Origin of the sequence: Halorubrum sp. CGM5_25_10-8B (assembly GCF_005435095.1) — an archaeon.
GTDB lineage: Archaea > Halobacteriota > Halobacteria > Halobacteriales > Haloferacaceae > Halorubrum > Halorubrum ezzemoulense.
Window position 1 is genome coordinate 57,254 of record NZ_SGTY01000007.1, and the last position, 26,480, is coordinate 83,733.

General features: G+C 54.4%; 26 protein-coding genes and 1 pseudogene. 10 read left to right on the forward strand and 17 right to left on the reverse strand.

Annotated features, from left to right (window positions below; translation table 11 throughout):
- Window positions 1-246: 246 nt before the first annotated feature.
- The gene (locus EXE51_RS08075; protein ID WP_137692398.1) at window positions 247-3,150 is read left to right on the forward strand and encodes a DUF6884 domain-containing protein; all 2,904 of its coding nucleotides are present in this window, start codon (window positions 247-249) and stop codon (window positions 3,148-3,150) included.
- Window positions 3,151-3,243: 93 nt separating this feature from the next.
- Here the strand turns inward: EXE51_RS08075 and EXE51_RS08080 are convergent, their stop codons facing one another.
- The 4 genes from EXE51_RS08080 to EXE51_RS08095 all read right to left on the reverse strand — a co-directional run bounded on the left by EXE51_RS08080 (window position 3,244) and on the right by EXE51_RS08095 (window position 7,226).
- Window positions 3,244-4,401, reverse strand: coding sequence for a BREX system ATP-binding domain-containing protein (locus tag EXE51_RS08080; RefSeq protein WP_137692399.1), 1,158 nt, complete (start codon window positions 4,399-4,401; stop codon window positions 3,244-3,246).
- Window positions 4,391-5,284, reverse strand: a complete 894-nt coding sequence (locus tag EXE51_RS08085; protein WP_241990607.1) for a hypothetical protein — start codon at window positions 5,282-5,284, stop codon at window positions 4,391-4,393. The genes EXE51_RS08080 and EXE51_RS08085 overlap by 11 nt, the downstream gene beginning before the upstream one ends.
- The gene (locus EXE51_RS08090; protein ID WP_158413890.1) at window positions 5,281-6,315 is read right to left on the reverse strand and encodes a tRNA-guanine transglycosylase; all 1,035 of its coding nucleotides are present in this window, start codon (window positions 6,313-6,315) and stop codon (window positions 5,281-5,283) included. Before EXE51_RS08090 ends, EXE51_RS08085 begins: the two co-directional genes overlap by 4 nt.
- A 251-nt stretch (window positions 6,316-6,566) precedes the next feature.
- Window positions 6,567-7,226 (reverse strand): queuosine precursor transporter, encoded by a 660-nt coding sequence (locus tag EXE51_RS08095; protein WP_049932897.1) that lies wholly within the window; start codon window positions 7,224-7,226, stop codon window positions 6,567-6,569.
- A gap of 180 nt (window positions 7,227-7,406) precedes the next feature.
- Here EXE51_RS08095 and EXE51_RS08100 point away from each other — a divergent pair, with 180 nt between their 5' ends.
- From EXE51_RS08100 to queC, 3 genes are all read left to right on the forward strand, one after another.
- Window positions 7,407-7,868 carry a 6-pyruvoyl tetrahydropterin synthase family protein gene (locus EXE51_RS08100; RefSeq protein ID WP_137692400.1) on the forward strand — a complete coding sequence of 154 codons (462 nt, stop codon included), beginning with the start codon at window positions 7,407-7,409 and terminating at the stop codon, window positions 7,866-7,868.
- On the forward strand, window positions 7,868-8,644 hold the full coding sequence (locus EXE51_RS08105; protein ID WP_137692401.1) for a 7-carboxy-7-deazaguanine synthase QueE: 777 nt from the start codon (window positions 7,868-7,870) through the stop codon (window positions 8,642-8,644). The genes EXE51_RS08100 and EXE51_RS08105 overlap by 1 nt, the downstream gene beginning before the upstream one ends.
- A gap of 94 nt (window positions 8,645-8,738) precedes the next feature.
- Window positions 8,739-9,428 carry a 7-cyano-7-deazaguanine synthase QueC gene (queC, locus tag EXE51_RS08110; RefSeq protein ID WP_137692402.1) on the forward strand — a complete coding sequence of 230 codons (690 nt, stop codon included), beginning with the start codon at window positions 8,739-8,741 and terminating at the stop codon, window positions 9,426-9,428.
- A 47-nt stretch (window positions 9,429-9,475) separates the two neighbouring features.
- On the opposite strand, the gene EXE51_RS08115 is transcribed toward queC, so the two are convergent.
- Window positions 9,476-9,805: a hypothetical protein gene (locus EXE51_RS08115; protein ID WP_137692403.1), complete on the reverse strand. Its 330-nt coding sequence runs from the start codon at window positions 9,803-9,805 to the stop codon at window positions 9,476-9,478.
- A 244-nt stretch (window positions 9,806-10,049) separates the two neighbouring features.
- Between EXE51_RS08115 and EXE51_RS08120 the strand changes: the two genes are divergently transcribed.
- Window positions 10,050-10,232: a ribbon-helix-helix domain-containing protein gene (locus tag EXE51_RS08120; RefSeq protein ID WP_080508614.1), complete on the forward strand. Its 183-nt coding sequence runs from the start codon at window positions 10,050-10,052 to the stop codon at window positions 10,230-10,232.
- Between the two features lie 56 nt (window positions 10,233-10,288).
- Here EXE51_RS08120 and EXE51_RS08125 read toward each other — a convergent pair.
- Together EXE51_RS08125 and EXE51_RS08130 are read right to left on the reverse strand one after the other, a co-directional pair.
- Window positions 10,289-11,193 (reverse strand): annotated as a pseudogene (locus EXE51_RS08125) (ADP-ribosylglycohydrolase family protein).
- A 51-nt stretch (window positions 11,194-11,244) separates the two neighbouring features.
- Window positions 11,245-12,066, reverse strand: coding sequence for a CBS domain-containing protein (locus EXE51_RS08130; protein ID WP_199234036.1), 822 nt, complete (start codon window positions 12,064-12,066; stop codon window positions 11,245-11,247).
- A gap of 114 nt (window positions 12,067-12,180) precedes the next feature.
- Here EXE51_RS08130 and EXE51_RS08135 point away from each other — a divergent pair, with 114 nt between their 5' ends.
- Together EXE51_RS08135 and EXE51_RS08140 are read left to right on the forward strand one after the other, a co-directional pair.
- Complete coding sequence (locus EXE51_RS08135; protein ID WP_137692404.1) at window positions 12,181-12,537, forward strand: hypothetical protein; 357 nt, start codon at window positions 12,181-12,183, stop codon at window positions 12,535-12,537.
- 29 nt (window positions 12,538-12,566) lie between these two features.
- Complete coding sequence (locus EXE51_RS08140) at window positions 12,567-12,836, forward strand: hypothetical protein (protein WP_137692405.1); 270 nt, start codon at window positions 12,567-12,569, stop codon at window positions 12,834-12,836.
- Window positions 12,837-13,143: 307 nt separating this feature from the next.
- Here EXE51_RS08140 and EXE51_RS08145 read toward each other — a convergent pair whose 3' ends face one another.
- From EXE51_RS08145 to EXE51_RS08165, 5 genes are all read right to left on the reverse strand, one after another.
- Entirely contained in the window at window positions 13,144-14,118 is a 975-nt protein-coding gene (locus EXE51_RS08145; protein WP_137692406.1) for a deoxyhypusine synthase, read from the reverse strand.
- Window positions 14,119-14,962: 844 nt separating this feature from the next.
- Window positions 14,963-15,316, reverse strand: coding sequence for a MarR family transcriptional regulator (locus EXE51_RS08150; protein ID WP_137692407.1), 354 nt, complete (start codon window positions 15,314-15,316; stop codon window positions 14,963-14,965).
- Window positions 15,317-15,428: 112 nt separating this feature from the next.
- Window positions 15,429-15,722, reverse strand: coding sequence for a hypothetical protein (locus EXE51_RS08155; protein ID WP_137692408.1), 294 nt, complete (start codon window positions 15,720-15,722; stop codon window positions 15,429-15,431).
- 68 nt (window positions 15,723-15,790) lie between these two features.
- Entirely contained in the window at window positions 15,791-16,027 is a 237-nt protein-coding gene (locus EXE51_RS08160) for a hypothetical protein (protein ID WP_128909989.1), read from the reverse strand.
- 218 nt (window positions 16,028-16,245) lie between these two features.
- Complete coding sequence (locus EXE51_RS08165; protein WP_137692409.1) at window positions 16,246-17,238, reverse strand: hypothetical protein; 993 nt, start codon at window positions 17,236-17,238, stop codon at window positions 16,246-16,248.
- A gap of 169 nt (window positions 17,239-17,407) precedes the next feature.
- Here EXE51_RS08165 and EXE51_RS08170 point away from each other — a divergent pair, with 169 nt between their 5' ends.
- The gene (locus EXE51_RS08170; RefSeq protein ID WP_137692410.1) at window positions 17,408-17,764 is read left to right on the forward strand and encodes a hypothetical protein; all 357 of its coding nucleotides are present in this window, start codon (window positions 17,408-17,410) and stop codon (window positions 17,762-17,764) included.
- Window positions 17,761-18,255 carry a zinc ribbon domain-containing protein gene (locus tag EXE51_RS08175; protein WP_137692411.1) on the forward strand — a complete coding sequence of 165 codons (495 nt, stop codon included), beginning with the start codon at window positions 17,761-17,763 and terminating at the stop codon, window positions 18,253-18,255. The genes EXE51_RS08170 and EXE51_RS08175 overlap by 4 nt, the downstream gene beginning before the upstream one ends.
- Before the next feature lie 407 nt (window positions 18,256-18,662).
- Here EXE51_RS08175 and EXE51_RS08180 read toward each other — a convergent pair whose 3' ends face one another.
- Complete coding sequence (locus EXE51_RS08180) at window positions 18,663-20,060, reverse strand: Cdc6/Cdc18 family protein (RefSeq protein WP_137692412.1); 1,398 nt, start codon at window positions 20,058-20,060, stop codon at window positions 18,663-18,665.
- 1,001 nt (window positions 20,061-21,061) lie between these two features.
- Here EXE51_RS08180 and EXE51_RS08185 point away from each other — a divergent pair.
- Window positions 21,062-21,826: a hypothetical protein gene (locus EXE51_RS08185; protein ID WP_137692413.1), complete on the forward strand. Its 765-nt coding sequence runs from the start codon at window positions 21,062-21,064 to the stop codon at window positions 21,824-21,826.
- Window positions 21,827-22,134: 308 nt separating this feature from the next.
- On the opposite strand, the gene EXE51_RS18230 is transcribed toward EXE51_RS08185, so the two are convergent.
- From EXE51_RS18230 to EXE51_RS08205, 4 genes are all read right to left on the reverse strand, one after another.
- On the reverse strand, window positions 22,135-22,512 hold the full coding sequence (locus EXE51_RS18230; RefSeq protein WP_137692414.1) for an HNH endonuclease: 378 nt from the start codon (window positions 22,510-22,512) through the stop codon (window positions 22,135-22,137).
- A 2-nt stretch (window positions 22,513-22,514) separates the two neighbouring features.
- Entirely contained in the window at window positions 22,515-23,312 is a 798-nt protein-coding gene (locus tag EXE51_RS08195; protein WP_199234037.1) for a DNA-binding protein, read from the reverse strand.
- A gap of 5 nt (window positions 23,313-23,317) precedes the next feature.
- Entirely contained in the window at window positions 23,318-24,406 is a 1,089-nt protein-coding gene (locus tag EXE51_RS08200; protein WP_137692415.1) for a replication factor A, read from the reverse strand.
- A gap of 451 nt (window positions 24,407-24,857) precedes the next feature.
- Window positions 24,858-26,477: a 26S protease regulatory subunit gene (locus tag EXE51_RS08205; protein WP_137692416.1), complete on the reverse strand. Its 1,620-nt coding sequence runs from the start codon at window positions 26,475-26,477 to the stop codon at window positions 24,858-24,860.
- Window positions 26,478-26,480: the final 3 nt, after the last annotated feature.

Below are 26,480 nucleotides of genomic sequence, written 5' to 3' on the forward strand. Positions count from 1 at the left end.
TGGCTAGTTCACTTGGGATTCGCGAAGGTTCGCTCAAACAATTACGTACTGACAAGTAATGGTGACAGTGTCCTTGAGCAAGTTGTGGCAGAGTGCCCAGACCATTGGGATTCTATACAGATCCACATAGGTCCGACACTGTCGGACTTCGATTAGAGACTGTCATTTACCAGATATCTCTGAGTGAGGTACTTCAAACGGATTTATACGATGCCCACCCATCGCAACTACTGGTGACTATCTAACGTGCGGTTCTACGTTCCCGAGTGGGACGACGCAGTCGACGCCCACTACGATTTTGAGCACGACGAACTCTCTACGCTAGACCGTCAAGAACGCGATTTAGACTACATATGGGATATTTTCGATCCGGAAACAACACCAGTCGATGGGGTTCTCATCTCCCGTGAGCAGGTCGAAGAAACAGACCGAAAAGCCGAACGACTCGCGAAATACGGTGTCTACGACGACCCGGTTCTTTCTGTCCCGAATTGGCTCCCCACGATCAGTGACTGCGGGGCTTGGGGCTACAAGTCTCTACCCTTCCCGCCGTACGGGAACGAAGATATGCTTGACTTCTACGAGACGCTGAACGTTACTGTCGGCGTCACAATCGACCATCTCGTCCTCGGGTCGGGCAAGGACAAGGGCCGACTCTACCTTGATGAGCGAGCATTCGACGAAGAACTCAGCAAAGGCGATGTCCCTGATGCGATCACCGACGTCGTCGACGTAATGGTCGATGAGTGGCCGGAAGAGTGGCCCTCATACGCCGATGAGTATGAGCCGACCATTCGTACCGGTTCCGACACAGATGTTGAGCCGTTTGTTACAGAGGACTTCCAAGGAGATATTGACACGGTTCTAGCTCGTCTCGCAGAGGATCCACGCGCAGTCTACCGTAAACACGACGCCGAGTTCCGCTACGACCTAACGCTGCGGAACGCCCAAGAGATGTATGACCTCTACCAGCGTCGTGACTACGCGTTCCGACTGATGGTTGCCATCCAGGGCTGGAACCCCGACACATACAGTAAGGCCGCTGAGGAGGTGCTTGATATTGGCTACGACTACCTCGGAATTGGAGGCGTTGCAGGTAGTCCAACTCACGACGTCCGTGGAATCGTTAAAAGCGTCGGAAAGACGATCAAGCAGTTCGAACGGGAACACAACACACGTATCGACTCACACGTCTTCGGCTTCGCGAAGACTGAAGCGTTCGAGACGATCGGTCGCTCGGGGATGACTAGTTTCGATAGCGCCAGTATGCTTCGTTCGGCGTGGACGGGTGGACAGAATTATCGCCTTGATAATGGCGAACGCTACGATGCCATTCGAGTTCGCTATCCATCGAGCCGAGACGATCTCGACGAAGCTGTCGAGAAATCCCTACGCGGTCGTGAAACACTGGTAGCGCTCCGAGCATACGATGTAGGAGATCCTATTCGTGATGCTCTCGAGAGTTGGTACGAGCGGGCCGAGAAGGTACTACCAGCGACGAGAGAATATCTGCGGGAACATCGCCACGAGGACCAGTACGACGAGTCACTCCTACAGGACATAGAAAGGGCATTCCGAGAGGATTTCGAGTATGGACGTGAGCTTCAGGCGAGCTTCAGCGATAATCTACGTAGTAAGCTAGTCAAGCTCCTGCGGAAAGATACCTCGGCTGCCCCAGTATCGTTCGAGGAATACGACGAACTGCTTAGCACGGCGGTAGACGTATTCGAGGCGTTCCCACACGCGAAGACCGGTTTGGACGAGCCGTATGTCGTCAGTGATTATGACCGAGTCTGGGCGATTGTCAGGGATTATGCTACTTGGATCGGTGACGACGACCTGCTCGAAGAGTATCAAGACACCCTTCGAAGTCGTCCGTGGGAGAAATGTGACTGTCCAATCTGTAGAGAGCATGGTATCGAGATTTGTATCTTCCGAGGGAACGATCGGAATCGGAGACGAGGGTTCCACAATACACGCCGCTTCTACGATGAATTCGAAGAAGACCTTCCGAAGATCCTCGTCGCGACCCAGGGTGATGCGGCCCTCAGTGGCTACGATACTGTTGAAGACTATCTGCGCGACAAATACTCCTCGTTCTGGACTCAGACACATGACCTTCCGGTCGCAGAGATTGGTGTACTAGATGCGAACGGTGTGAGTGAGTGGTGGGAAGAAACTCCCTCGCTCGTCTCGTTCGCCCCAGATCGTATGGCAGCAAACGTCGGCGAACAAGCAGCGAGGTACCAACACCTCTTTGTACACACCTCGGATGATGGGCTTGACGAAGAAACCGTAGCGGCTGCTCGGAAAAACGGTTGCGAGGTACACACCAATAGCAACCCTCGAGACTTGCGTGATGAAATACTCGAGGTCTGCGGGCAGAACTATACAGCCAGCGACGATTTCGTGCCTCATCCACCTGAGATCGATACCGAAAACGGATTGGACATCCTTGTCATCGACCAGTGTTCAGGATCGAAGGAGATACCAGACGACGCGCCTATTTTCGGTAAAGAGGAAACTCTCCAGTTCTCTCGTGAAGACCTCCTCGCTCGTGATAATGTGCCAAGTATTGCGGCACGCGACCTGTACACGGGACGCCAGCAAAACCACGTCAAGAGTGCAATTAGATGGCTTCTGCGACAAGGCCACGACGTTGACCGTTACTTCGTGAGTGCAGGATTTGGCCTTGTCGCAGAAGACGAGTATCTCCCACCCTATGAGGTAACGTTCAGTTCAATGAACGTTAGCGATATAAGAGAGCGATCTGCGAAACTTGATATCCAAAAAGATCTACGACACCTCCTTCAAGAGGCCGATTACGATGTCGTCTTTTTCACCCTCGGGAAGGATTATTACACCAGTATCGACATCGATGAGATGGTTCAGGAGGTACGTGCCGACCGGATTGGTGTGGTCTTCAACCGCGAACTTGTCGAAGACCAGTTTGACAATATCGAATCGATCCCTGCCCGGACAGAGGAAGCAAAAGAGCATGGCACGATCGTGGTTGGACTCAAGGGGCAATATATGAAGAACTTCGCTCGATACATCGATACTGTCGATACTCTTCGCCCGGAAACCATCGAAGAACTATGTCGGCGAGCAGAGGAAGTACCGCCACAAGATGAATTCGAGTCTGAGTGATCCTCCACCTACCGTATGGCATCATATGCGTTGTTTCGTTCATTAAACAAAGACAGACTGGGATCACGAGATTCCCAATGGAAGGAGAATATTCTACGAGACGACTTCCTGAATGATCTCTTTGTCTATGTTTGCCCTTCCCCGCTTGGCGGCATCATCGACCGTGTAGCTACAGATCGAAAGCGCCTGTCGAACGTTCCCCTGTGAACTCTGTAAAATCAATTGGAGGCTATCTTCCTCGAAGACATCGAACACTGAAACCGCCTCACCGGCGGCAAGGTCAAGGTAAGAATCGACGAGGTCTTTCAAGTGTTCTTCTGTCATCGGTCGGAGAGAAACCTCTCGACCGATCCGCTCGGAGAACGCGTGGTACTCGCTCATGATGTCCTGCCAGACCTCCGGAGCACATCCGAACATCATGCTGAGTCCGGAACTGTTCTGATCCATCAAATGGCGTAGACTGTTGAGCGTCGCCTGTTCGTTCTTCGGGGAGAGTCGCGCCACGCTTTCGAACTCATCCACGAAGACGAACACGCCAGTATACTCGAGTTCCAGGAGCATATTCTTGAGCGCAGTAAACGCACGCACACCCATCGTATCATCGTCAAGCGCGCTGTGAATCTCCATCTCCTTGCGCTGCTCGTACCGAATTCCCTCTGCGGTGAGCCACTGCCACGCGTAGAGGTTCGTGTCCTCATAGACCATATGTACAATCGCCCGAGCGAAGTCTGCGAATTTTGTGACGTCACTCAGCAGTTGGACAGCTTTTGGAACGAGTTCTGAGAGCAGAATATCTCCCTCGTCGATCAGAGATTTCATCGAGGCTGCCCCCATCGGATTCGTCTCGGTATGCTTCCGGGCGACGTGAGAAAGGAATTCGTACGCAAGTTCCTGTACACGATCGAAGCCGAGATCGTACATGAACTCGTGATAGATGTCAAGGAACCCTTCTCCGGGCTGAGCGACGTATCCAACGAGAACATCTTCGCGGTCACGGACGAGCGACCGTGCGTATTTGAGGGTATGTGATTTCCCGTTTCCGTACTTTCCGGTTATGACGAGGTGTTTCGATTTTCCGGTACTGAGCACCGATGAGACGGTATCGCTCACCACGTCCGCTACGTGATCCTGTCCACAGTAAACCTCAGGATTATCCGAGGGTACTGGGCTGTAGGGGAACGGGTTTTGGTCGAGACCGAGGGATGAGTAGTCGCGCTGTTCGTCTGTAATCTCGAAATTATCAGTCGTCATTGTTGTTGAACTGGAGGTTGCGGTCGTATACCGCGAGGTAGTAGTATTGCTTATCGAGCTGTTCGACACCACGCATCACCTGCTCTGAAGACTGGTTGGTAGTGACGAGTTCGCCGTCGCTGTCGGCCAGTTCGATCGTCTTGAGTCCGTACCGTGCTTCCTTCGCGCCGGTGTCGATCGGTGCTCCGGAGAGCTCTATCCGACCAATATTCTCTTGTGCGAGCGTCCGCAGGGCGTCATCGAACGCAGCACGGTCACAACTGAGGCGCTCACAGGTATGCTCACGAAGTTCGGGGATCGAGAGATACCGCTTCTTCAGATTCACGCCAGCACTTTCTTCTAGGCTGTCAGCAACAGACAGCAACACGTACGGGAAGTTTGGCGGCACTTCGCTTTCTTCGACTGCATAGAAGGTCCCATCGAACGCGTTTCTTTGGATTGCGCCGAGGCGTTGTGCCCAAGCCCCGATGACATCTAACGATGTCTCGTTATACTCGTAGGTGGTAAACTCGGCTTGGTCCTCAAGCAGTTCCAGCGCCACATCTGGTTCGATGGTACAACCATCTTCGAATAGACCGAGAAACTCACCGTAGTGTGGACTGTGAGTTTGTAGAACCGAGCTGACTTTCTCCCAATCGCTCGCTTCGACGGCATCGATAAAGCGCTCACCGACGGACGTTGTCGCGTAGGTTTCCTCGGTAGATATTTCTTCAATAAGATTGATGCGCGTCGATTCGAGGATTGTTTCTCGTGCACGTCGTTTGCTCACGTCGAGTGTATCAACGACGTCATCCGTTGGCTGTGCGCCGTCCCGACACAAGTGAGTTAGTTCGACCAGTCGGCCGAGGTTAACCGGTCGAACGGTAGGGCGTTCGTCACTCATGCGAGCCTCCTAACTTGTTGTTTTGCTAGTTTGTAGGCCCGAGCTGTAACATCATTGCCACGGAAGCGAAGATCGAGGTATGATTCAACATCCTCACCTGCTTCCACCATGTACCGGAAGCGACGAAGTTCGAGTGCGAGTGCCCACAAGTTGTGCTTCACAAGAGCATCACGGTCCTTACGGACATCGTCAAGTGTGCGATCCTTACAGACCGGACAAGCACAAGGTAGGTATTCAAGATCCTTGATATGTCGGATTTCCTCCCCTCCGAATCCAGGAATCAGGTAGTTCCGGTTACCAGCACTCCGGATAAACGCACTTGAGTCGAAACTGTCCACTCCGCAATAGAGCAGTAATGGTTGATACACGAGGCCGCCCAGTCCGTACGCATGGAGATGCTTGTCAGTTGCTCGCCTCGCAGCTAATATCAGTTTTGTGACTTTCTCATAGTCGGTCCTGATAGGAACGAGACTACCGAGCGCGTACCCGTCAAATTCACCGTTTTTCTCAAGATATCGAATCCCGTTCTGTATTGTCTCAGGGTCGTACCCGTGTACGCTAGCGAAAAGTAAGCCGTCGCCGTTATGCGAATCACTCGCGGAAAGTGCCCGCTGTATATTCTCTTCTGCCCGTCGGTCGTTCTCTCGCTCTCTATTCTCACGCGAAAGTGGAATGTCGACTGTCCCAAGGATATCTGCTTCGATTGCCTGCTGTGTTTCGAGCGATTTCTCTGGGGTGGTGTCTAGTTCCTCAGAGCGGAAATCAAATCCACCACTATCGGCGAAAATAATGGTAGACTTGGGTACCCCCATCTCACTCCGCAGGGTCTGACCGTCCTGTATTCTGTCCCACTGTGGTTCGCGCTGACGTATCGACCGAGCGTTAACCATCGCAGTCGAGAGGTCAGGGATCCTATCCGTGTACTCTGGGGTGTTATCGCTTGATCGCTTCCCGATGTTACGGACTGGAAAGAGAACAGGTGTCTCTAACTCCCCGTGTGGTGTTGATAATGACCGTCGCCTGTACAACATATGACGAGCTGCGGTAAGCTCAGCTGTAACTTATATCTTTTCCCGACTAGAATGTATGAAGACCGCATTCGGTCAACGAATGTAGAAATATACCTATCCCGATAATATTAATCTGCTATTTATGTAGCCTGTAGTGTCGAGTATATTTGTCTATTTATTACACCACGTCGAACACGCTTCTCGAGCACTGTATTCGATATTATGCTTTGATACAGCATCGGAGATTGGTCTTCATTCAGCACAGATTACATCTAAGCCGGCCGCTCCACGAACTCCGTAACGGCGTAGAACGGGAGCGTATCAATCAGCGCGACAAGCAGTTTCACGATGTACTGCCCAGCAACGATCGACACGAGCGCCCAACCCCACGTCGGGTCCCCGCCAAGGCCGAGTGCCGGAAAGATAGCGAAGCCGAGCGTGATGAACACGACTGTGTCCACGGCTTGACTAATTGCCGTGGAACCGCAGTTCCGGATCCAGCGATGCCGACCGCCGGTGCGACTCTTCAGATTAGCGAAGAGTCGGACATCGAGATGTTGGGCAGCGGCAAGCGCTACGACGGAGGCGAGGATAATCGAGGCGGAACCACCAAGCGTCGAGACGAACGCTTCCTGGCCGCCGTAGAACGGGGCAGACGGCATCCAAATGGCGAGGAACACGAGCGCATACGCGATGACGAGCGTGACGACGGTTCCGTTGACCACGGTCGCGGCGTACTCTTTCCCGTGGTACTCGACGAGCAGGTCTGAAGCGAGGTACGCGACACCGAACGCAACGAACCCGGCAGGGACGGCGACGCCGCCAAGTCCGGGGAGTTCAATCCACGTAAGTTTCGCTGCGAGGACGTTTGCGAGGACGATTGAGCCGGCGAACACGGCAGTGAAGATCGCACGAGTGTCTTCAGTCTGCATCAACTGTCATCACCGTCTGTGACCATACAATTGCGTGCGGTGCTATGCTGCGGCCCGGCCGGAAATGATACCAGTGGGCGACGAGAGAGTCGACGAAGAGACGATTGTGAGTGGTGCTGCCGTTCCATGGGTGGAGTATCGAAACTCAATATTTATATATTCCCCGAATATTCTTCGAGTATGGCTCGGAGTATATCTAGAGACGAATCCGAAGCAGATGTGCTTCAGGAAGCAGGCCAACGAACACTCCAAATCGGGGACAACAACCCCATCCGAATTAGCTCGGGCCATCGAATCCTCCACCACGACGGGAAGTGCTCGCGGCCACACGGGCACAACTACGAGATCACCGTTGAAGTGACCGGGGAACTCACCGAGGAGGGGTGGGTCGTCGACAAAGGCGACGTCACGGACGTCATCGACGCGTGGGACCACCGGTTCCTCGTCGAGGAGGGCGATCCGCTCGTCGACGCGTTCGAAGCGTCCGGCGACGGCGACGCGCTCGTCGTCTTGGAGCACCCGCCGACGGCAGAGGTGATGAGCGTCCTCCTCGAACAACGCATGCTCGATGCGTTCCCGGACACCGTCTCGGACGTGTCGGTGTCGGTGAGCGAAACCGGCGAGCTCTGTGCGAGTTACTGATGCCGGTCGCTAGTGATATCGAGGAGCCCGCAACAGACGCTGACGCGACTGGTGAGGGCCTCCCGATCAACGAGGTTTTCTACTCGTTACAGGGCGAGGGAACGCTCGCAGGCGTCCCCTCCGTCTTCGTACGGACCTCTGGGTGTAACCTGCGGTGTTGGTTCTGTGATTCGTACCATACCTCGTGGGAGCCGACCGGGGCGTGGCGCGACGTCGACTCTATCGTGGAGGAAGTACATTCCCACGAACAGGCTGGCCACGTCGTGCTCACAGGTGGGGAACCACTCATCCACGAGGAGTCAGTCGAACTCCTCGAACGACTCGCCGCAGACGGCTATCACACGACGGTGGAGACGAACGGGACAATCTACCGGGACGCACCAATCGATCTGGCGAGTATCAGCCCGAAGTTGGCGAGCAGCACGCCAACACCCGATCGTGACCCAAAGGGGGAGGGCGAGTGGGAGGAGAAACACGAACAGAATCGGATCGATATGGATGCGTTGTCCCAGATGGTCGATGCGTACGAGACACAACTCAAGTTCGTCGTGACCGACGAGTCGGACCTCCCAGAGATCACGGACCTGGTTGACCGAGTACGAAAAGCGACGGCGACGACCGTCACCGATGATGACGTGTTGTTGATGCCGGAGGGCATGACGCGCGAGCAACTCGACGGGACACGAAGCGAGGTCGCCGAGTTAGCGATGGAGTACGGCTACCGGTACACGCCGCGACTCCACGTGGACCTATGGAACGACGCACCGGGGACGTGAGCACGTCACTCTCAGAGGCCGGTCGGAAGAGCGCGGTGCCGCGAGGGCGGTGTGGTGAACAGAGCAACAATCGATTCGACACAACTGAGCAACCATGAGCAACAAAAGTGCGGTCATTCTGGTGTCCGGCGGGATGGATAGTGCAACGGCGGTGTACGAGGCGATGGAGCAAGGGTACAATCCGTACTTCCTCCATACGTCGTACGGTCAGCGCACCGAAGACAAGGAGTATGAGTGTGCGAAAGCGCTTGCCGAGGAGGTCGGTGCGCCTGATTTCCTCCATATCGAAACGGGACATCTCTCGCAGATCGGCGCGTCGAGTCTGACGGACGAAGAGATGGACGTGGTTGACGCAGATATGGAGAGTGACGATATTCCGACGTCGTACGTTCCCTTCCGAAACGCGAATCTGTTGTCGATGGCGACATCGTACGCGGAGGCAACTGATTCAGAGGCGCTGTTCATCGGCGCACACTCAGAGGATTTCTCCGGGTACCCTGACTGTCGCCCGGCGTTCTTCGATGCCTTTCAGAACGTGATCGATGTCGGGACAAAACCGGAGACAGAAATTGAATTGAAAGCTCCGTTCGTTGAGTGGTCGAAAACAGAGATTGCGGAGCGGGGATTAGAGCTTGGCGTGCCGTATGAGATGACATGGTCTTGTTACCGGGATGAGGAGCCGGCGTGCGGAACGTGTGATGCGTGTGCGTTCCGGCTAGAAGCGTTCCGAAACGCTGGATCACGCGACCCAATTGCGTACGCTGAGCGACCGGAGTTCTCGTAACGCTTCTATTCAAACGACGTAGGAAAAACTAGCTCGGCCTGCTGGGGCTAAGCTTCGTCGGTGATGTCACCTGTAAACTCATCTTCGCCGTTGAGCCGTCCCGCAACTCCATTCATGGCGTAGATTAGCGTCGCTGCTACGTCGAACGCTTCTTCTCGTGATAGCCGAGATATCGGCCGTGTTACGAATTCCTCATCATCCGTATTCACGCCGGTGATCGGAGTGACAGAATAGTCGCCATCGCCCATTGTGCCGTCAAGACGGACGAGAATTGATTCATCATCATCGGATCTCCACTCGATATAGTACTCGTCGTGAATCTCCTCACTCCATCCTGAAGGATAGTAATCAAGAGCCTCAGTTTCACTTTCAGGCATTGTGTATATCAGAGTATTATACCCACTAGCGATTAAAAATATGTGTCTATACTTCGGTTGGGGTGCCCCAGAAAGTTGAGTCAAACGAATCACTTGAAAACCTGGGTTGTCAGGGTGATCAATAGTCAGCATATCAGACATGTCTCAGCTACTGAAAGCGGGGTTACGTGGTGTAACGATCAGTTAGGCGCTATCCGATGTCCTGGCCGACAATATGAATATATTCCTCTGCGAATACGATGGTATGCCGAAGGTCAGCGTCGAGATCCCTCAAGAACTGCTTGATGACCTCGATGAACACGTCGGTGACGAGGGAAAATTCGTCAATCGAAGTGATGCGGTTCGGGCATCAATCCGAAAGACACTGGATATGCTTGATGAGATAGATAGACGGCACGGACGGGCCGAAACTGACGAAGTAGAGTAGTGACATTAACCTACAATAGCTCCAAAGGTCCCCAATTGTTGGTTAAAGGTTCTAAATTAGGCTTGTAAATCAAATTGGCCACTCGAAAGTTTCTCTACGATTGACTCAGGAAACGAGATTTCCATCGTATCGAGTTGCTGGCCTAACTCTCTGATCTCAGCCGTTTCATCGATTGCCCGGAGCCACCGGTCGGGAAGTTCAGACGCGCCAAACCGTGCCCCCGCAACAGCGCCAGCAACGGCCGCAATCGTATCTGTATCACCACCCAGCATCACCGCTTCGACGATGGCGTCCTCTACACTCTCAGCAACTCGGACCCTTCCATGATAGACAGAACCTCCTCACACGCGGTTCGCAGTTCAGCAGGCGCATCGGCTGCGAGTTCAAGTGCCGACGTAAGGGGTTGTTTCTCACCGGCGAGCAGACCAGCGAGCGTCGCGTTTAGAATCACACATCCCCACTGGCAGCGCGGGTCGGCATGCGTGATCGCCGACGACACACGACTCGCCGTCACGAGCGCGTCGGAGTCACCAGCAAACGCAATTCCGTACGGGGCACATCGCATGACGCTGCCGTTGCCCGCATTGGATCCCTCTGGGAGGTGTTTCCATTCATCGATCCCAGCCTCATCCCACGCGTCACCATTTCGGAGTCGTCTGAGGATTGTGCTAGTGAGTATTCCAATATCAAACGGTCCAGACTGATACCACTCAACAAATCGTCCCGCGACATCGTCGGGATCAAAGGAGCCGGATTCTACGAGACTTTGTGCTATACACAACGCCATCTTGGTGTCGTCCGTGATCGTGCCAGCTGGTTGGCCATGTGTCCCATTGGCCAGCATCTCCGTGACGCGGCCGTGCCGGCGCTGGATGGAGGCTGTTTGCTGGAACTCTACCGGACGGCCGAGGGCATCACCGCACGCGAGACCGAGGAGAACACCTGCCGCTGAGTCACGCATAGGTCAAAAAAAGCAGCGAGGGATCATAGTAGTTGGACATCCGACGGATTGCTACTCTGTGGCAGTCTCCGGCGCGTACCCCGCACCCTGGAGGCTAGTCAGGATCTGTTCGATGTCCGCAAGGAGAGTATACAGGTTCTCAGTCGTGCGGCCACTACTCAAAAACTGGTCACTGTCCGTGTTCTCGACAAGGAGATTAGCGTGGGCGACATCGTTCCGGAGCTCCGTAATATCGTGGAGTCGCGACTGCGCCTCACCTGCAGTTGAAAACCCGCACTCTTGCCAACAGGCCTCGACGCTCGACACAATCGTACTGAGTGTCGAAAATTGCGCGTAGTGGATCTCTGATAATTCCACGTTAGCGGCTTTGGCATCCGCATACCGGGCTTCGATACCATCGATTTCGTCGGTACTCACAGGAGTCTGCTTCCAATCGGGAACCTCCGCCGAGATGAGTTCGCGCAGATGTTCTTCCAAGTACGTGATCCTATCGAAGAGATACATCCGCGCAGGTGATGTGTTTAGATCCGCACGGGTCAGAATACCGGTGATCCGGTTGTGGCCCCCAAGGAAGTAGACCGGCTCTTCGATTAGCGCTTCGAGACTTTCCGCAAACGACGTGTCGCCACTGATCAGATAGTCGATGGTGAGCGGCGTGAGTGCCGCCTCAAGCGTGTTACCAGTATCGTCGGTGTCGACGTCGTCTTCGTGGATGAATCCAATTGGATCTCCGTCCCGGTCGACTGGTGCCGCATCGTAGCCGTTCGTCACGAGCCAATCGGCAGCAGCACCCGGGGCGGTATCGTACGAAACGTGTTCAACAGAGCCAGTTGCGAGTTCTGCCGCGGTGCTCTCGTATAGATGTCGGGCCACACACGGCGGTGAACCGGGCTGGGTATTCAACTTACGGGCTACACGAATCGCGTGGCGCGGGAATGCTTGGCGCCGCAATATTAATGTCTTTGGAGCATATAGAAATATTCGATTATGTCCAAAGGGCATTTTTATTCGGCGGGGGCAAGTGTTCAGTACGGGACAGCGGCCTGTCTCTTCCCTGTCGATGAACTGGATGCGACCGTCCTCCAGCATCGGGATGCCCAACTCGCCCTCGACGCTGCCGATGGTGATGCGGTAATCGTCGTCTCTCCCACGAGTCTCGCAACCGGCTACAAGCTTGGAGGTCACCCAGTGACGGCGATCCGTGTCGACAGTCTCCCTGCCGACATTACTGCCACACTTGACGCCGCTGTTGAAGACGACATCGAGACCTTCGATCTCATTCAGATCGGAAAGTGGAACCACAACAGTCCCAACCACTCGCTTGCTGAGTTCACCGACGCGTAGGCCGGCTACCCTTCCCACTAGAGTCCACAATGCCCGATACCCTTGCTGACGAGTACCCGGAAGCAGCCCCATTCATTGCCGAAGCTGTCGAAGAGTACGGTGAGGAATGGGTCCTAGAAAACTACTACTCTGAGCTCTATCCGCTCACCCAAGTGATGGCGATGCCGGAGAAAGAGGTACTTCCGTTCTTCGACCCGGACACCGATGAGACAATGTCGAAAAACGAGCAGATCGAAATGTACGAGGCGTGGGCTGAGTACCGAGAGAATCTGCGAACTGGAACGAAGCCGGATAAGTGATCAGAAGTCAGACAGTACGACCCTTCACCAATAAACATCAACCCGGCTATCGTCTGTATCGTTGAGGCTAAAGCTGGAAACCAGGAGCAAATGACGGGGTGCGAAGACGCACGCGAGTAAGGACATTCGAGAGTATCACGAAGATAGAAGACCGAACCGACGACACCGTTACGAGTTGTACGGACTCGCTGACAAGGTGATCGAGATAATGGAAGAAGCAACTATCGAGTAGCATCTGTGGTCGTGATTATTGCGCTAATTCCACCCACTCGATGACATAATACACCTGAAACGGGCGTTTGAGAGGTTATTGTTTGAATGCTTTCGCCACAAGCAGTGGGAAGACAAGTGTTGCCTCTGCTTCCACTTGTGTGTAGTTCGTCTGGTTTTCTTTTATTTTCCCCCAAGAGACTGCCTCGTTCGGTGGTGCACCCGATAATGACCCATCACCCTCCATCCCCGTTGAAATATACACCACGTAATCCGCTCCTCCCCGAAAGAGGTTCGTCATGATTGCATGGTGTTTCGGTACTCCACCCCCCACCGCAATGAGCCCCGTCGAGTCCGCGAGCAGCCCATCTTCAATTAGCGAGTCATAGTCGTCCAATATCTCGATGCCGACATCTGAATCGTACCCTTGCCGATAGTAGTAGAGGAAGTTCCCGACCTCGGAGTCCGTCAACGCTGGACAGTACACCGGTACGTCGTTGTCCGCCGCCTGCTTCAGAACCGAATCCTCATCCTCAAGAGTTTCACCTAACTCGCGTGCGAACGATTTCGGCGTTCTCACTTTCTCCTCTGCGAAAAAGTCCTCAAAGAAATCATACAGATACTCTTCCAACCACACATACCGGTCAGAAGGAACGAAGAGATTCCCGAGCCGATTGATCCCACGCTCACGGAGCGATGCCTCGTCTGCGTCCCATTTTCCCATCTTGAATGGCTTTGCCGTCTTGATCACGTCCTCGGTCAGCGATCCAGACGTCGTAATAACTACGTCCACATACCCCTCTCGAACGAGATACGCGACGGTCTCGCGCAGCCCCGACGAAATAATGTTTGACGTGAACGTGAGGTACACAGTGGCGTCCGCCTCCTGCATACGTTCGGCGATGTCGATTGCCTCTGCGAGCTGCGTCGCCTGGAACCCCGTTGTCCCGTAGGCGTCGAGCATCTCGTCAAAATCAAATTCTCCACGAAAGTCGTAGCCACCAACATCCGGCGTGTCGGGTTCCTCATCACTCCCAGGAACGACGTCGCTGTGAGAGTCGTCTGTGTCCATACTACTGGATAATCTGACGCCGGTTTGAAGAACTCGGAATCAGTCTCCAAGCCGTTGTTAAAATCCTCAGCAGTTGAGAGTTTTCACCCCAATCGCTCTGTACAGCGTTTCAGTATAACAGACACAGAACGTTACTAGCGAATCTGAACCTACAGGAACCCCCACAAAACATACACTAAAACAACCAGACTAATTGGTACAATAGATATCAGCACTTGCCCTATGATGACCATTGAGTATACTACACTCAGTACAATTATGCTCCAACCGGTGACACGGTGTATGAGGGACGTATTTGGTTTGGACCATTCAACCATGCCTCATTTTACAAAATAGTGATAGTAAATCTTCTGTTCATGAACGTTAGGATGAGTAGACAACACAAGTTCAGTAGCTTTTGATAACTCTAGTAGTGTATTGTTGATAGGTAAGCAGCCCTCGTCGACTGGCTATTTCAGACGAGAATGTGTCTGGAAAATTGGATATCAACACAGCAGTAGTCGCTTGTTCTCTAGTGAATAGCTTCGGACATGGTGGTGTGCGGGTTCCCACGATTGCTCGTCAACGAAAGCTTCGGAAACGGTGGAGAGACAGTATTGAACTCACACACCACTGCTTCAAGTGAAATAACAGACTCCATTGGCGATAGGTATTTTCAGCAGTTCTCCATGAGAGTGAGCGATATTAACCAACATGCTGGACGGCTCCCCCGGTCTACGTTGGTTAAACAACGACCTCGTGTGTAGATTATCGGTGTAATCAGCGAACTCCCTATGCGAGAGATTCCAATACAAAAGTATGAGAGTTGGTGACTAAGAGCTGTCAGAATCTCTCGAAAGCAGAGTCACTCTTCCTCGTACGTGAGGTTCATCAGCCATTGGGAGAACGCGTCTGCCTGCGGATCGACCTCTTCTTCACCGATGAATGGCGAGAGCATATCACCCGCCATCAGCAGTGAAAAGTCACGATCAGATGCTGTTGGTTCGAGATAGTAGGTCCGTTGACCTTCGTACACCGTTTCCTCACGCTGGATCAGTTCGGCACTCTCAAGCCCTTCGACTAGTCGGCTTCCTTTTCGCGAAGAGACACCCAGCTCTTTCCAAAAGTCGCTCTGGTGAATCCCACCCGTCTCGCGGACCAGTTCAAGACCCGCACGTTCGTCCTCCGAGAGATCGGCTTCACCCTGTGACGCACTCATATTCCAACAGCTAACGTGTATCCATTATAATCGTTCTTTCTATTGCTAACACTGGTTATGATATTGGTCGTGATTGCTGTGCTGATCAGGTTGAGCCACCGGGGTGATGCTCTCAATAGTCACCGGCAGAGTCGAACACATCGGTAAAATTCTGAAGAATATCTTGTGACGACTTCCCATCAGCACGAGATGGGATTGGATCTTCCCGGCATTCGATCTCAAGTGTTTGTGCATCCGATATCGGATGCGGATCAGTTGTCACATTGAGAATTGCCGTGTGATAGATAGCAAGGAGTCGGTGATCATGGACACTAACGTGATCGATGCCAGCCCGATTCAGGACTGCTGGAATATCCGTGGGGCCAGAGAGAGATACCGAGACGGTTGGAGAATCCGGGTCACCCATACCATCAATTCTCACATCAGACGGATAAACCATCTGTGCTGGAGAGCCTCGAGGTACTCGCGTTGGCCTTAGACAAACGCCTGCGTCCGCTCTGCTGTGTGCTTGCTGACGACCTCGGTGACACCCTCGCGATCAAGCATCGCTTTGTGGAGCGCTTCCTCGATTGTTCTCAGCTCGCTTATCTCGTCGGCATCGTCAATTCCTTCCTCCCATGCTTCGCGTTCACCGGGTCGGAAGACTCCACGGTCGTCGAGCGCGGCGACCAGCTCAGACAGATCCTCGGAATACGCAGACAACTGCGCCATATTCCATGTTCCATTCTGTATATGGGTTAGGTCTTTCTTTCATACCCGAATCCGTTCACTGTGATATCAAGTAGAGTTCAGCAGACGGTTGGTGAGCAGCATGTGAGTAAACTGGCCCTCCAACTGGGTTGCTCTTAATCGGTAGCTCGAGAACACCCACGTCAGGGCCGACGTCGGCCGTGGCTGGTCTCTTCTCCTCGTCACGTCGCCGGACCGACTCACCGGTCGGCACTCGAGCGCGTGTGATACGACTGTCCAGACTTGAACTCAGTGAGTTCCTCGATCCGGGATTCAAGCTCTTCGACTTCGTCGCGAAGCTGGTCGGCGTTGTCAGCATCGCTCGCTGCAAGCTGGTCTTTCAATCCCTGGAGCCGTGTCTCCTTGCGATCCTCATCCACCTCGGCTTTCCGGACGTACTCGGTTTCTTCAGTCTCATAGACATCGCTTTCGGCGATGTCGGTGACCTCGAGGGCATCGTCAACCTTCCCGCGGTCAACGCTCAACACCCGGCCACGGTCGATCCCGACTGCTTCAAGCGTGTCCAGCACCTCGTCGTCATCTTTGAGCGAGCGGTTCGTCCGAGCGGTCCGCTGGACTGAGCCGTACGATCCTGAGACAGGCCGGTCGTGATGGAGTCGATCTAAGAGCGTGTCGGCGATCTCCTTGCGGAGGTCGTCAGCATTCCGTTGGACATCCGACAGCAAGGTATACAGGTCGATGAGTACCCCTGTCTCTACCTCTTCGAGTGCTGTAACCTCGTGACGTTCCAGCGCGTCGACGAGCAAGAGCGCATCCGCGTAGACATCAAGATCGGGCTCTGTTCGCTCGTCGGGATCTGGGTCAGGAGGCGCGCCCTCATCAAGTAACAGTGAGGTGGTTGGCTCTTCGGTCTCGATAATCACACCTCGGTCGTCGTTCACCTCGAATCGTGGATGGAGACTCAATACCGTCGGGTATGGATCCGCATCGGGTGGGAGCCGATCGAGGTCGAATCCGCCGGTAGAGTCGGATACCCGCCGATATAGCGTCTCGAACTGGTCTTTTTGAAGAGGCCGCGACTCACCGTTGTCTGTGAACCTGATGATGACACGGTGTTCCTGAACACCAGTGATCTGAAACCGGTCGTTCGAGAGTGGTGTCCGGAACGTGGCCCCTTCCGGAAGCTCATCTAACCGCTCAAGGAGATTATGCCAGCTGACCCGAAACGACATATTCGTACTGAGACAGCCGGCTGCTAAATGTCTGAGGTTGCTCACAGAGATTATTCTCGGACGGTTTGAGGTGTTTTTCACTTCTTGATTACAGCGACGGGGATGAGACACAACAGTAAGATACGATTGAGTCCACGGATTCAAGGTATTTCTCCACGAATCATCGCATATGACCGATAGTTCAGAGACTTCACCTTCGTTTCTCTCGTCGCTTCCGAGCCAACCCATTACCGACGGCATTGTGAAACAGATTGGCGAAAGCGACAATCAAAAAATTCGCGGAGCTATGGGTTTTCCGGGATCGTCTCCCGGCATGGTCGAAGCGTTTCTGCTGGATATGGAAGCGAAGACGCACGTGATGGTCTTTGATTCAAGTCCGGAACAATGGCAGGTCTACAAATCCTTCGAAACCAAGGGAATGGACCATCAGGAGATGGTCGATCATGCGAGCGAACTCGCCAACGAGTGGCTCGCGCAAAGCCTCTCGGATCGCATCGCAGCCGCAGAAAAGACTGAAAATCCATGATTCTCCGCTACTACGCCGATGCGGACGTCCGAGAATGGCACGACCATACGCTACAGCTCTTTCGAACACTGTATGATACGCACGGCATCGCTGTCGAGATCGACCGGATCGACGAGCAGCACGGACCGATCACGGACTTCCCAGGCGAAATACGATCCTTGACACCTGAAGATGTCTACGAGCGCGACCTCAAACGTAACCGTGCTCTGAACCAAACTATCGACCAGACACCGTCAGAGGCGTTCAAACGCTACGGGAAACTCGACATCGCTGGGAACGTCGCGGTCGTCGATGATGAGAGGACTGTTCAGTGGGCCTCGACACTGCCAGGCTACGCTAACGGCTATCGGCCAGGGGCTGCGTCACAGACCGCGATGGACTTTCTGGAGGATATCGCCACCGGTCCAAGCAACCGTCTCTGCGTTGAGTGCCTCTCTCTGCTGGATGGCGACGAAACCTTCTGTCCGAACTGTGGCTACGAATTTCCATAGCACAGTCGCTCATGTGTAAGAGATTGTTGATGGCCCGCCTTCTTGCGGTTTGACGGATTTTGTCTTCGGTTTGAGAATCGTCTTGTAAACCGATCTCCGTGGGGTTTAGAACTTACTTCGAGTTCGACTGAGCTGTATCAACAATCTCCGCCAGAAGAGCGTACATCGAGTTGTATGCTCGCCCGTCTTCGAGACTGGATGCGTGAGCATACCGAGCGAAAGCGACTCGTCGCAATCGTCGGGATCGACGACAATATCCGTGTCTGCTGCCAAGCCGCTGGATTCGAACTCGATCGAAGCAAAACCGTCTCGAGTACTGATTGGGAGAACCGAGAAGGACATACTGTGCCCCGTCGCGACGAGTGGACGGAACGAAGATACGTCTCGGCCTTATAACAACGATCTAGTCAGGCGGATCGTTTCAGCGAGGATCTAGAGATATCCCTGAACCGAGTATCTTCCATCACAATATCAAGGATAGCCTCAGGATTGTGGAGTAACCGATGAGAGTTGTGGCGGCCGCCGCCTTTTCCCATATTCACCTCTTTAGTTTCAATCACCTGACTGAGCTGCATCTCATCAAGAATATCCCGGAACCGCCGTATCCCGATCGTGTCCATGTCTATGGCGTTAGTGATCTGCTGGTACGCATCGTAGAGTTCGCCTGTGATGATGTAATCGTCACGCGAGTAAAGTGACTTAGCAGCTATCGAGAGACATGCGGCTTTCATTTGAGTGGGGGTTCCCTGGAGGAAGTCACGGAACCGATCCTTTTCAAGTGCGTCCTGAGCGCGTCGGACATGATCTTCCTCCACTACGTCAGATTCCTCACGATCAGCAAGCTCTCCCGCGGTCCTAAATAGTCGCATTGCCTTCCGTGCATCTCCGTGTTCCTGTGCTGAGAAAGCTGCGACAAGAGGAATAACGTCATCAGTTAGAACACCATCACGGAATGCGTCATCACGACCTCGAAGAATCTCTTGGATTTGGTTTGCATTATATGGGTCAAAATTGAGTTCTTGGGTCTGGAAGGCACTCTTGGTGCGTGGGTTCAGTTCGTCGAAGAAATTGATTTGATTGCTTATTGCGATAATCCCGATCTGACACGACGTATCATTCGATTCGACGGCCTTCGCGAGACTCATCAGAACGTGGTCGGTCTTGAGAAGGTCGACTTCGTCAAGAATGATGATAGCCGAATCGTAGTGATCGAGAATCTGCCAGAGCCGTTTGTAGAATTTGTCTTTCGGTAGCCCGGTATCGGGCATATTCACGATCTCCTCATCCTCGTCATAGATATCCTCGTCGTTCAGCTGTTGCCCGATCGTCGAGATGACCTGGACTTCAGTTGAGGACTTCGAGCAATCTAGATACGTATGGCCGATTCGAATATCATCAACTGACGCATTGACAGCTCGACGAGTAACGTATCGGGAGACGAGAGATTTTCCCGTTCCTGTCTTCCCGGTAATTGAGATGTGATTTGGTGCACCCCCATAGACAGCGTCATTCAGACAGCTACTGATAGTGGAGATATAGTCATCACGTCCGACAATACGATTGCCATCAGGTACCCAACCGACACGAACCATCTCTTTATTCTGGAAAATCCCCTCCCGTTGAGAAAAGAGCGGGTCATCAACCTGGAATTGTTGGCCGTCCCCATCGCTTGATAGCGGTTTTTCATCCTCGTCTGAGTTCCCCTTCGGTTCCGACGTTTGAACACTAGATCGGTCGTTTTGACCGCCTGAAGGTGTAGAATTCTGATCTCGACTTTCATCGGAAGTCGAGGTTCCGTTTGACATAGGGACACCGACGAAACCCGATGACTTAAAAGTATTCCCACCTCGACTTCCGACGTAAATCTACCACGAATGGGATCTACTGGAATGGTCGTCTCAATATTCGAACAATCACGGGACCCAACACACACACCCCTTCGGTTCCGTCGTTAGCGATGGACGTATCCCCTCCACAGGAAAGGTAGGAAGAAACACGTTTTAGGGGATAAAACACGTCTCTATACGGTATCTAGCCGTTTCTACCTGTTAGCAAGTTTCGTCACGAACGTAGTAGTCGCTTCGCTTTACTCTTCTTTGAATTTCGTCTCGCGGAATTGTTTTGACGCTATTGTAATAAAGCTAGGGTGAAATAACTCATTTCTTATATTTTCTCATTGTGGCACAGAATACAGGTAGCTACCACTAGTCTCAGTCTAATTACCTACTTTCCGTATCTGCTAACGTCGGAACCGGTGGGGTGTGCCTGGTCATAGCGATCTTGGGCTAGGTAGTCCACATATACCTAACGACGGAACCGAAGGGGTGTGGGCCAGATATCGAGCAGTGATTGAGTTTCTTGACTATAGTTCTCGTCTCTAACTTTCGCTATTCGACATTTAAGACCCGTTCCACTCGTGGAATACTGAAGAATTTACGCTTGATGAGGTTCCTCAGTTATTCTCCACTCGTCTTTTCACCTCAGTCGTCCCGCTTCCCTACTAATCTAAGCAGTAGATTCGACACGCTAACGTCGGAACTGGTGGGGTGCCCCCTCCCGATATCTGGAGACTTCATCCGATTTATCCCTCGTTTACGACGGAAGTCTTGGGGTGTCCCCTTTTCGATAACGTCGGAACCCGTGGGGTGTTGACCGTCTCGCCTTACGACGGAACTGGAGGGGTGTCCCTTCTCTGGATTTTTCTCCCCCCCACGTTGAACGGAGTCGATTCGTCGATGCCACGACTGCCTCGATGTCTCTATCCTGCGGAGATTTATAACCGAAAACGCGGCTAAACCGGTTACCGATGACTGCCCCCACACCAAATGACCCATTCGACACCGATGTACCCTCCACCACACCGCTGTACTCCCCTGTCACCGCCACGAACATCTACCACGCCGTAACCGACCTCGGATATCCTACCGAGTACGTCACTATCATCTCTCGCGCACTGGATGAATTTCAACTCGCCATCTCCGCTGCCAATGACGGTCATTTTCTGCTCGACCAGCTCGTACCGCAGGCTGAACGCTTCGAGGTCCTCGGCGTCGACCGTATCTCCGGCCGTAACCGACTTGAGGATCTCCTGTTTTTCAGCGGCCCCTATGCAAAGACGATCCTCACCGACGCCGTCGGCATCGCGATGCCCGAGTTCGAGGGTCCCGCCACAGGACACCCCTACCCAATGTCGCCCTCATCGTTTGGCGTCGACGACGACCATCAGCAGCGAGGACACGAGAACGTCACCGAGGATGATTCCAATCGCGACAGTGAAAGCAAACCGAGGTATGGATATGCCGACATCGACATCGATATTGACTTCAGGATCTCGTCGCTCGACGAGGGTCGACTCCTTCCCGGGGTACACTCGCAGGTAATGCGCGCCGAGGTTCAGCAGATTGTAGAACTCGCGTTCGTCTATTATCGAACGGAACCTGGACTGGTGAACGAACTCGATCCCGTCGTCGGTTGTACCTTCGCCGTCAGGTCGGCCCCCCACGATGACATCGTGATGGCTGAACCTGGCCCGCGAACTGTGCCACTTCCCGGCGACACACGCGTCGCCTGAGTTACCAAGAACCAGCTCAGCGTCCAATTGAGAATCCTGATCTGGATTCGGTGTTGTCTTCCTACCCAAATCTCGATGCGAGACTATAGACGAGTCCGACCCCGCCAGCGACTACCGCGATGGCTCTCGGGACGAAAAGCGCATATTCGGTACACACGTTCCGGTGAGGAGATTCGGTCCCGCGCCGTTGAGGAGGCAGACCGTGAACTGATACGAATCCCAGATGAGCACCGCACCCGCAAGCAGATCCACGGCACTCAGTGCTAAGACGCCCAACTTCCCACTGGACGCCGCGGTCATCGCCGAGGTCATCGCATCACCCAGCGGAGGCCTCGTAGGAAGGCTCGACCGGCCACTCGAAGGACACGCAGCCCGTTGAACCCACCTATGCCGTAGCCACTCCCCGTCGAGTGACCGTGAATCCCGTTATGGCAGTACTGGCAGACCGTCACCAAGTTCCCAAGGTGATGCCAGCCCCCATCGCGAAGCGACTGCCGATGATGAGCGTGTAACACGACCCCGCCATCTCCAGCGTGGGGGCCACTCCGTCGCCCACACTGCTGACATGTGTAGTTGTCGCGCTTGTAGACCGCCTTCCGACGAGCATCCCAGTCCGGCGGGTATTTGCCGTCGTGAGCTCGCGGATCGTCAAACTGACCGTTAATTCTGGAACGACCACCGAACATGACTAGTCGAGATCGGTGTCAACCCCGGATGAGTCGCCGAGTTGCTTCCCCAGCTCCTCCGGCGGCAGCGACTCTCTTACGAGCTCCTCAGAGTCGTCGCCGTCGTCACCCGTGAATTCAGCCGAGCTCTCGGACTCGACTTTCCGAGGGCGCTTCTCGAAGGTCTCTTCGTCGAGGCTCGTCCCGTTCACCGAGTTGAGGCCGTTCGCATCGAGGAGGTCCTGAAGAGCGAACGCTGCGACGTGCGCGAACGACGACCCATCGTGACCGTACTGTTCGCGAGCGAGTGCTGCTACTTTCGGAGATGTCTCACGAGCAGCGTGAACGCGCTCGAGCGTCTGAGCCGCTGTTTCAAACACCCACGCATTCCGCGTCTGCAGGTCGATTACGCCGACGTCCTCGGGAATGATCGAGACGTTCACCGCACCGTCGTCTGTGTTGTAGGTCCGTGGCTTACCGACGATCGTGACGAATTCCGGCGGCTGCACCTTCTTAAGTTGCTGGAGCGCGTCTGTCTGATACTCGCCGGCGTACACCCAGAACGTCCCGGTCGGGTCGACGACAGAAGCCCGGAGATACTCTGCGCTCTCCCCGACGTCTTCGATATCTGTGACTGTTCCTGTGATGCAGATTCGGTTGGCTCGCTCACCAGTCGGAAGCGCAACGTAGACCGGCGCGCGCTCATCTTGTGAGGTTTTGAATGTGTAGGTCGCCGTGTTCAGCTCTGCGGCGAAGACGCGCTTGGCGACTTCGCGAGTCGGTACGTCCATCTGCTGGGGGGTGGTGTCTGTTGCTGCCATCGGTCTTAGTTCCCTCCCGCCGCCACCGGCGCGTCATATGTCTGAGGGAGATCCTCGATGCTCTCGGTCGTCAGACCTGGCCCATCGTAGCCGTAATCGGAAAGCAAGTCATCAACCGCATCGTGGTAGCCCTGAGCGAAAGCCCTGCTCGATGATTCCATGACCTCATCAACGAGGAGATACCGACCGAGAAGTGGCCCTTCGATCGTGTATCGACGGCCGATGAGCACTTCGGTCAGTCGTCGCTCAACCACGCTGATATCGATGGCGTCCGACGCCATCTCCATCGCCGTCTCCAGGTCGATGCCAGTTACGACTTCCGTCATTCCGGCGGTGAACAGACACTCCTGAACGGACTTTCCATCGTCGAGGACGCCTTTAATTCGGAGGTCGAATTCACCCTTGTTCGGGCCGTGCTCGCCGCACTCGTCCTGCTGAATTACACGCGTACACTCCGGATTTGTGCACCGCTTGATGAGGCCGGATTGACTCTGTATCGCAACGAACACACCCTCATAGACAGTCGTCATCATCCCGACCGTGCCGATGGCCTCCTGGCTGTCCATCGCGTGTTCAATGATTTCGCTCCGCGAGTTGATTTTCAACGAGTAATTACCGTCGTACTCGTCGACGACGACGTCTTTGAACGTGTACGTCATTTCTTCCTCGAGGACCGGGGGATTCGACTTTGCCCACGCGACGAACTTCATCCGGCCGCTCTCGTCACCGACGAGGCCAACTTGGTGGATCGAGTCTTCACGGGGTTCCCAGAGTTCGACGATTTTCGCTCGCACCGTCACCCACACGCCGTCACTGGTGCATTCAGCGAGTGGGAGTGGTTCCTCGGTCGTTCCCTGGTCGCCGCCCCGAAGTGAGGCCCAGAACGCTTCCGTGTCCACACCCGCCTCTTTGAGGATATAGTTACGGACGCTGTCGAAGGCCGCGTTCCTCGGCACTCGATACGTGTTCACGTAGGAGTCGAATAACGTCTCGAGGGCGTCGACGTCGTAGTCATCTACTTGGTCGTCCGACAGGTGGGGGGCCACCTGCTCGTGGAGGAGTTGGGCATCTTCTCGGAGGGTGTTCATGTCCACTCAAATATACGCTCTATCTCGGTATAAACTGGGCCAGAAAAATAGGCTGCTATCGGGCGATTTTCGTCGCTATTCCCCGCAATCCCGCAGATTTCCACTGAGCGTCACGGGCCACGAATGCGGACACACCCCCCTCTATCGAAGTGACCTCAACGACGAGATCAAGACATCGCGATACGTGGCCTTGTTGCCAGCCATGCCGGAGTACCGTACTGCTACAGACCGTGGCACAGCGGATAGTGGGGGGTGTATGAACCTCGAGAGCCCCGATGTCGCGAACAGAGCCGCTGGCCCGGAAGAAGCGAGCCGGCGATTCCTACGCAACAGAGTGAAGTCGGAAGTCGGTTTAGCTGTTGCGTAGGACTGACCGCCCGGCCGTTCTCGCGCTGCTACGCCACAGAAATCCCGTCACCGCCATTCCGAATCCCCCGACCCTGTGAGAGCGTCTTCCCTACTGATAGCCGCGAGTAGGGCCGTTGGGCCCGGAATCTCTCTCGTCATCTGCTCGCACGCCCGCCTTCGCTTCCGGCGAGTCAGTGGTCCCAGTATCCGAGTCGTCGTCGGCTGGGAGTTCGCCCGTCTCGTTCGCCGCCGCTAACTCCGCCGACAGCTCCTCGAGAGCGTCCTTCGAGGGGAAGTCGTCGCGGGTGACCGCTCTCGCGTTCCGGTGTGCCGCACTCCGCCGGGCCTGCCCGACGAGATTCGCGAGATCAGCACCAGTCAGCCCGCCCGTGTGACGGGCTAGCGCCGCGAACTCATCACCCGACACTGCCGAGGGTATGTCCTTGAGATGGGTCTTGAGAATCGCATGGCGGGCCTCTTCGTCGGGGAGTCCAACCTCGAAGTGTGCCGTGAGGCGACCCGGTCGGAGAATCGCCCGGTCGATTTCACCCGGTAGATTCGTCGCCGAAACCACAATCGCCTCGCGGTCATCCCGCGTGAGCTGTGCGAGGAACTCACTCGTGACCTTCTGGTCCTCGGCGTGAGCGCGTTTGCCGGTATCGCGGGCGCCGAAGAGATGTTCGGCCTCGTCGAGGAAGACGACACATTGTCCGATATCGTTGGCCTCGTTGAACAGCGCCTTGATCCGGTCGCTACTTTCGTTGATCCACATACTCGTCACGTCCGCCGGCGACAGCTCCACGAACGGAATGTCCAGTTCTCCAGCGAGCGCCCTCGCGAACATCGTCTTTCCAGTCCCTGGTGGCCCGTAGAGGAAGATGCCTCGCTCCGATTCGATACCGAATCTCGAGTAGCGATTATCCCCCGTCTGTGCGGCTCGCAGTGGCTCGAGCACGTCTTCACGGAGGGCATTCTTCAGATCGTAGTAGCCGCCAATATCGCTGAACGACGTCTCTGAATCTCTCCAATCGTACGTCAAGTCTGTGAGTTGCTGTCGAGACCTGTGGGTCTGAGAATCCAAATTCTGTCCGCTGGATGCTCCGTGCCCATACGTGGTCTGTTCGCCGGGAGGAGTGCTTGGGCGACGAGTATTCGAGCTGGGACTCGACGCTGATTTTACAGGGAGTGGTTTGTCCCACTGCGGATTCAAGGGGTCAGAGTCGGACTCGGCTTCATCTTCCTCGCGACACCTGTCGATGAAGCCGAGTGCTATGGCTGCGCCAACAGCCATCGCCAACTCCCACACAGCGCCGCCGATGTAATCGGCTAAACCTGCATCCAGTCCCGGGGCGACCACTTCGATGATCCACCCGATGGCCAATAGTATGAATAATGCAGGAATCGTGAATAGCCATCCTGCCGCAATCGGTGGGTATAGCTCTCGGTCGGTAATGACGGTTAGAACGAATGCGAGTGGTATCGCGACGAAGCCTAATATAATCGCAGTCTGGTAGTTTTCAATTTGGTTTCCGACTACCAAACCAATACTTAGGAACCACCAGGTGACGGGCGCCGTGATGAGAACCGCTTCGATGGCTCTACCCTTCCAACCGTAGTTCGGAAACCGCTTTCTGGACCGGAGGACTGCGTATGCGAGGTCAACGATTAGTATCGCTCCAAGAATCGTTCCGATGTCCGCACCGGAGGGGGTGAGGATGTTGAGTGACATGGG

Excerpts from the sequence above, each read along its gene's own strand:
- EXE51_RS08080 (WP_137692399.1), bottom strand. The coding sequence starts at position 4,401 with ATGACGACTGATAATTTCGAGATTACAGACGAACAGCGCGACTACTCA.
- EXE51_RS08085 (WP_241990607.1), bottom strand. The coding sequence starts at position 5,284 with ATGAGTGACGAACGCCCTACCGTTCGACCGGTTAACCTCGGCCGACTG.
- EXE51_RS08090 (WP_158413890.1), bottom strand. The coding sequence starts at position 6,315 with ATGTTGTACAGGCGACGGTCATTATCAACACCACACGGGGAGTTAGAG.
- EXE51_RS08095 (WP_049932897.1), bottom strand. The coding sequence starts at position 7,226 with ATGCAGACTGAAGACACTCGTGCGATCTTCACTGCCGTGTTCGCCGGC.
- EXE51_RS08100 (WP_137692400.1), top strand. The coding sequence starts at position 7,407 with ATGGCTCGGAGTATATCTAGAGACGAATCCGAAGCAGATGTGCTTCAG.
- EXE51_RS08105 (WP_137692401.1), top strand. The coding sequence starts at position 7,868 with ATGCCGGTCGCTAGTGATATCGAGGAGCCCGCAACAGACGCTGACGCG.
- queC (WP_137692402.1), top strand. The coding sequence starts at position 8,739 with ATGAGCAACAAAAGTGCGGTCATTCTGGTGTCCGGCGGGATGGATAGT.
- EXE51_RS08115 (WP_137692403.1), bottom strand. The coding sequence starts at position 9,805 with ATGCCTGAAAGTGAAACTGAGGCTCTTGATTACTATCCTTCAGGATGG.
- EXE51_RS08120 (WP_080508614.1), top strand. The coding sequence starts at position 10,050 with ATGCCGAAGGTCAGCGTCGAGATCCCTCAAGAACTGCTTGATGACCTC.
- EXE51_RS08135 (WP_137692404.1), top strand. The coding sequence starts at position 12,181 with ATGTCCAAAGGGCATTTTTATTCGGCGGGGGCAAGTGTTCAGTACGGG.
- EXE51_RS08140 (WP_137692405.1), top strand. The coding sequence starts at position 12,567 with ATGCCCGATACCCTTGCTGACGAGTACCCGGAAGCAGCCCCATTCATT.
- EXE51_RS08145 (WP_137692406.1), bottom strand. The coding sequence starts at position 14,118 with ATGGACACAGACGACTCTCACAGCGACGTCGTTCCTGGGAGTGATGAG.
- EXE51_RS08150 (WP_137692407.1), bottom strand. The coding sequence starts at position 15,316 with ATGAGTGCGTCACAGGGTGAAGCCGATCTCTCGGAGGACGAACGTGCG.
- EXE51_RS08155 (WP_137692408.1), bottom strand. The coding sequence starts at position 15,722 with ATGGGTGACCCGGATTCTCCAACCGTCTCGGTATCTCTCTCTGGCCCC.
- EXE51_RS08160 (WP_128909989.1), bottom strand. The coding sequence starts at position 16,027 with ATGGCGCAGTTGTCTGCGTATTCCGAGGATCTGTCTGAGCTGGTCGCC.
- EXE51_RS08165 (WP_137692409.1), bottom strand. The coding sequence starts at position 17,238 with ATGTCGTTTCGGGTCAGCTGGCATAATCTCCTTGAGCGGTTAGATGAG.
- EXE51_RS08170 (WP_137692410.1), top strand. The coding sequence starts at position 17,408 with ATGACCGATAGTTCAGAGACTTCACCTTCGTTTCTCTCGTCGCTTCCG.
- EXE51_RS08175 (WP_137692411.1), top strand. The coding sequence starts at position 17,761 with ATGATTCTCCGCTACTACGCCGATGCGGACGTCCGAGAATGGCACGAC.
- EXE51_RS08180 (WP_137692412.1), bottom strand. The coding sequence starts at position 20,060 with ATGTCAAACGGAACCTCGACTTCCGATGAAAGTCGAGATCAGAATTCT.
- EXE51_RS08185 (WP_137692413.1), top strand. The coding sequence starts at position 21,062 with ATGACTGCCCCCACACCAAATGACCCATTCGACACCGATGTACCCTCC.
- EXE51_RS18230 (WP_137692414.1), bottom strand. The coding sequence starts at position 22,512 with ATGTTCGGTGGTCGTTCCAGAATTAACGGTCAGTTTGACGATCCGCGA.
- EXE51_RS08195 (WP_199234037.1), bottom strand. The coding sequence starts at position 23,312 with ATGGCAGCAACAGACACCACCCCCCAGCAGATGGACGTACCGACTCGC.
- EXE51_RS08205 (WP_137692416.1), bottom strand. The coding sequence starts at position 26,477 with ATGTCACTCAACATCCTCACCCCCTCCGGTGCGGACATCGGAACGATT.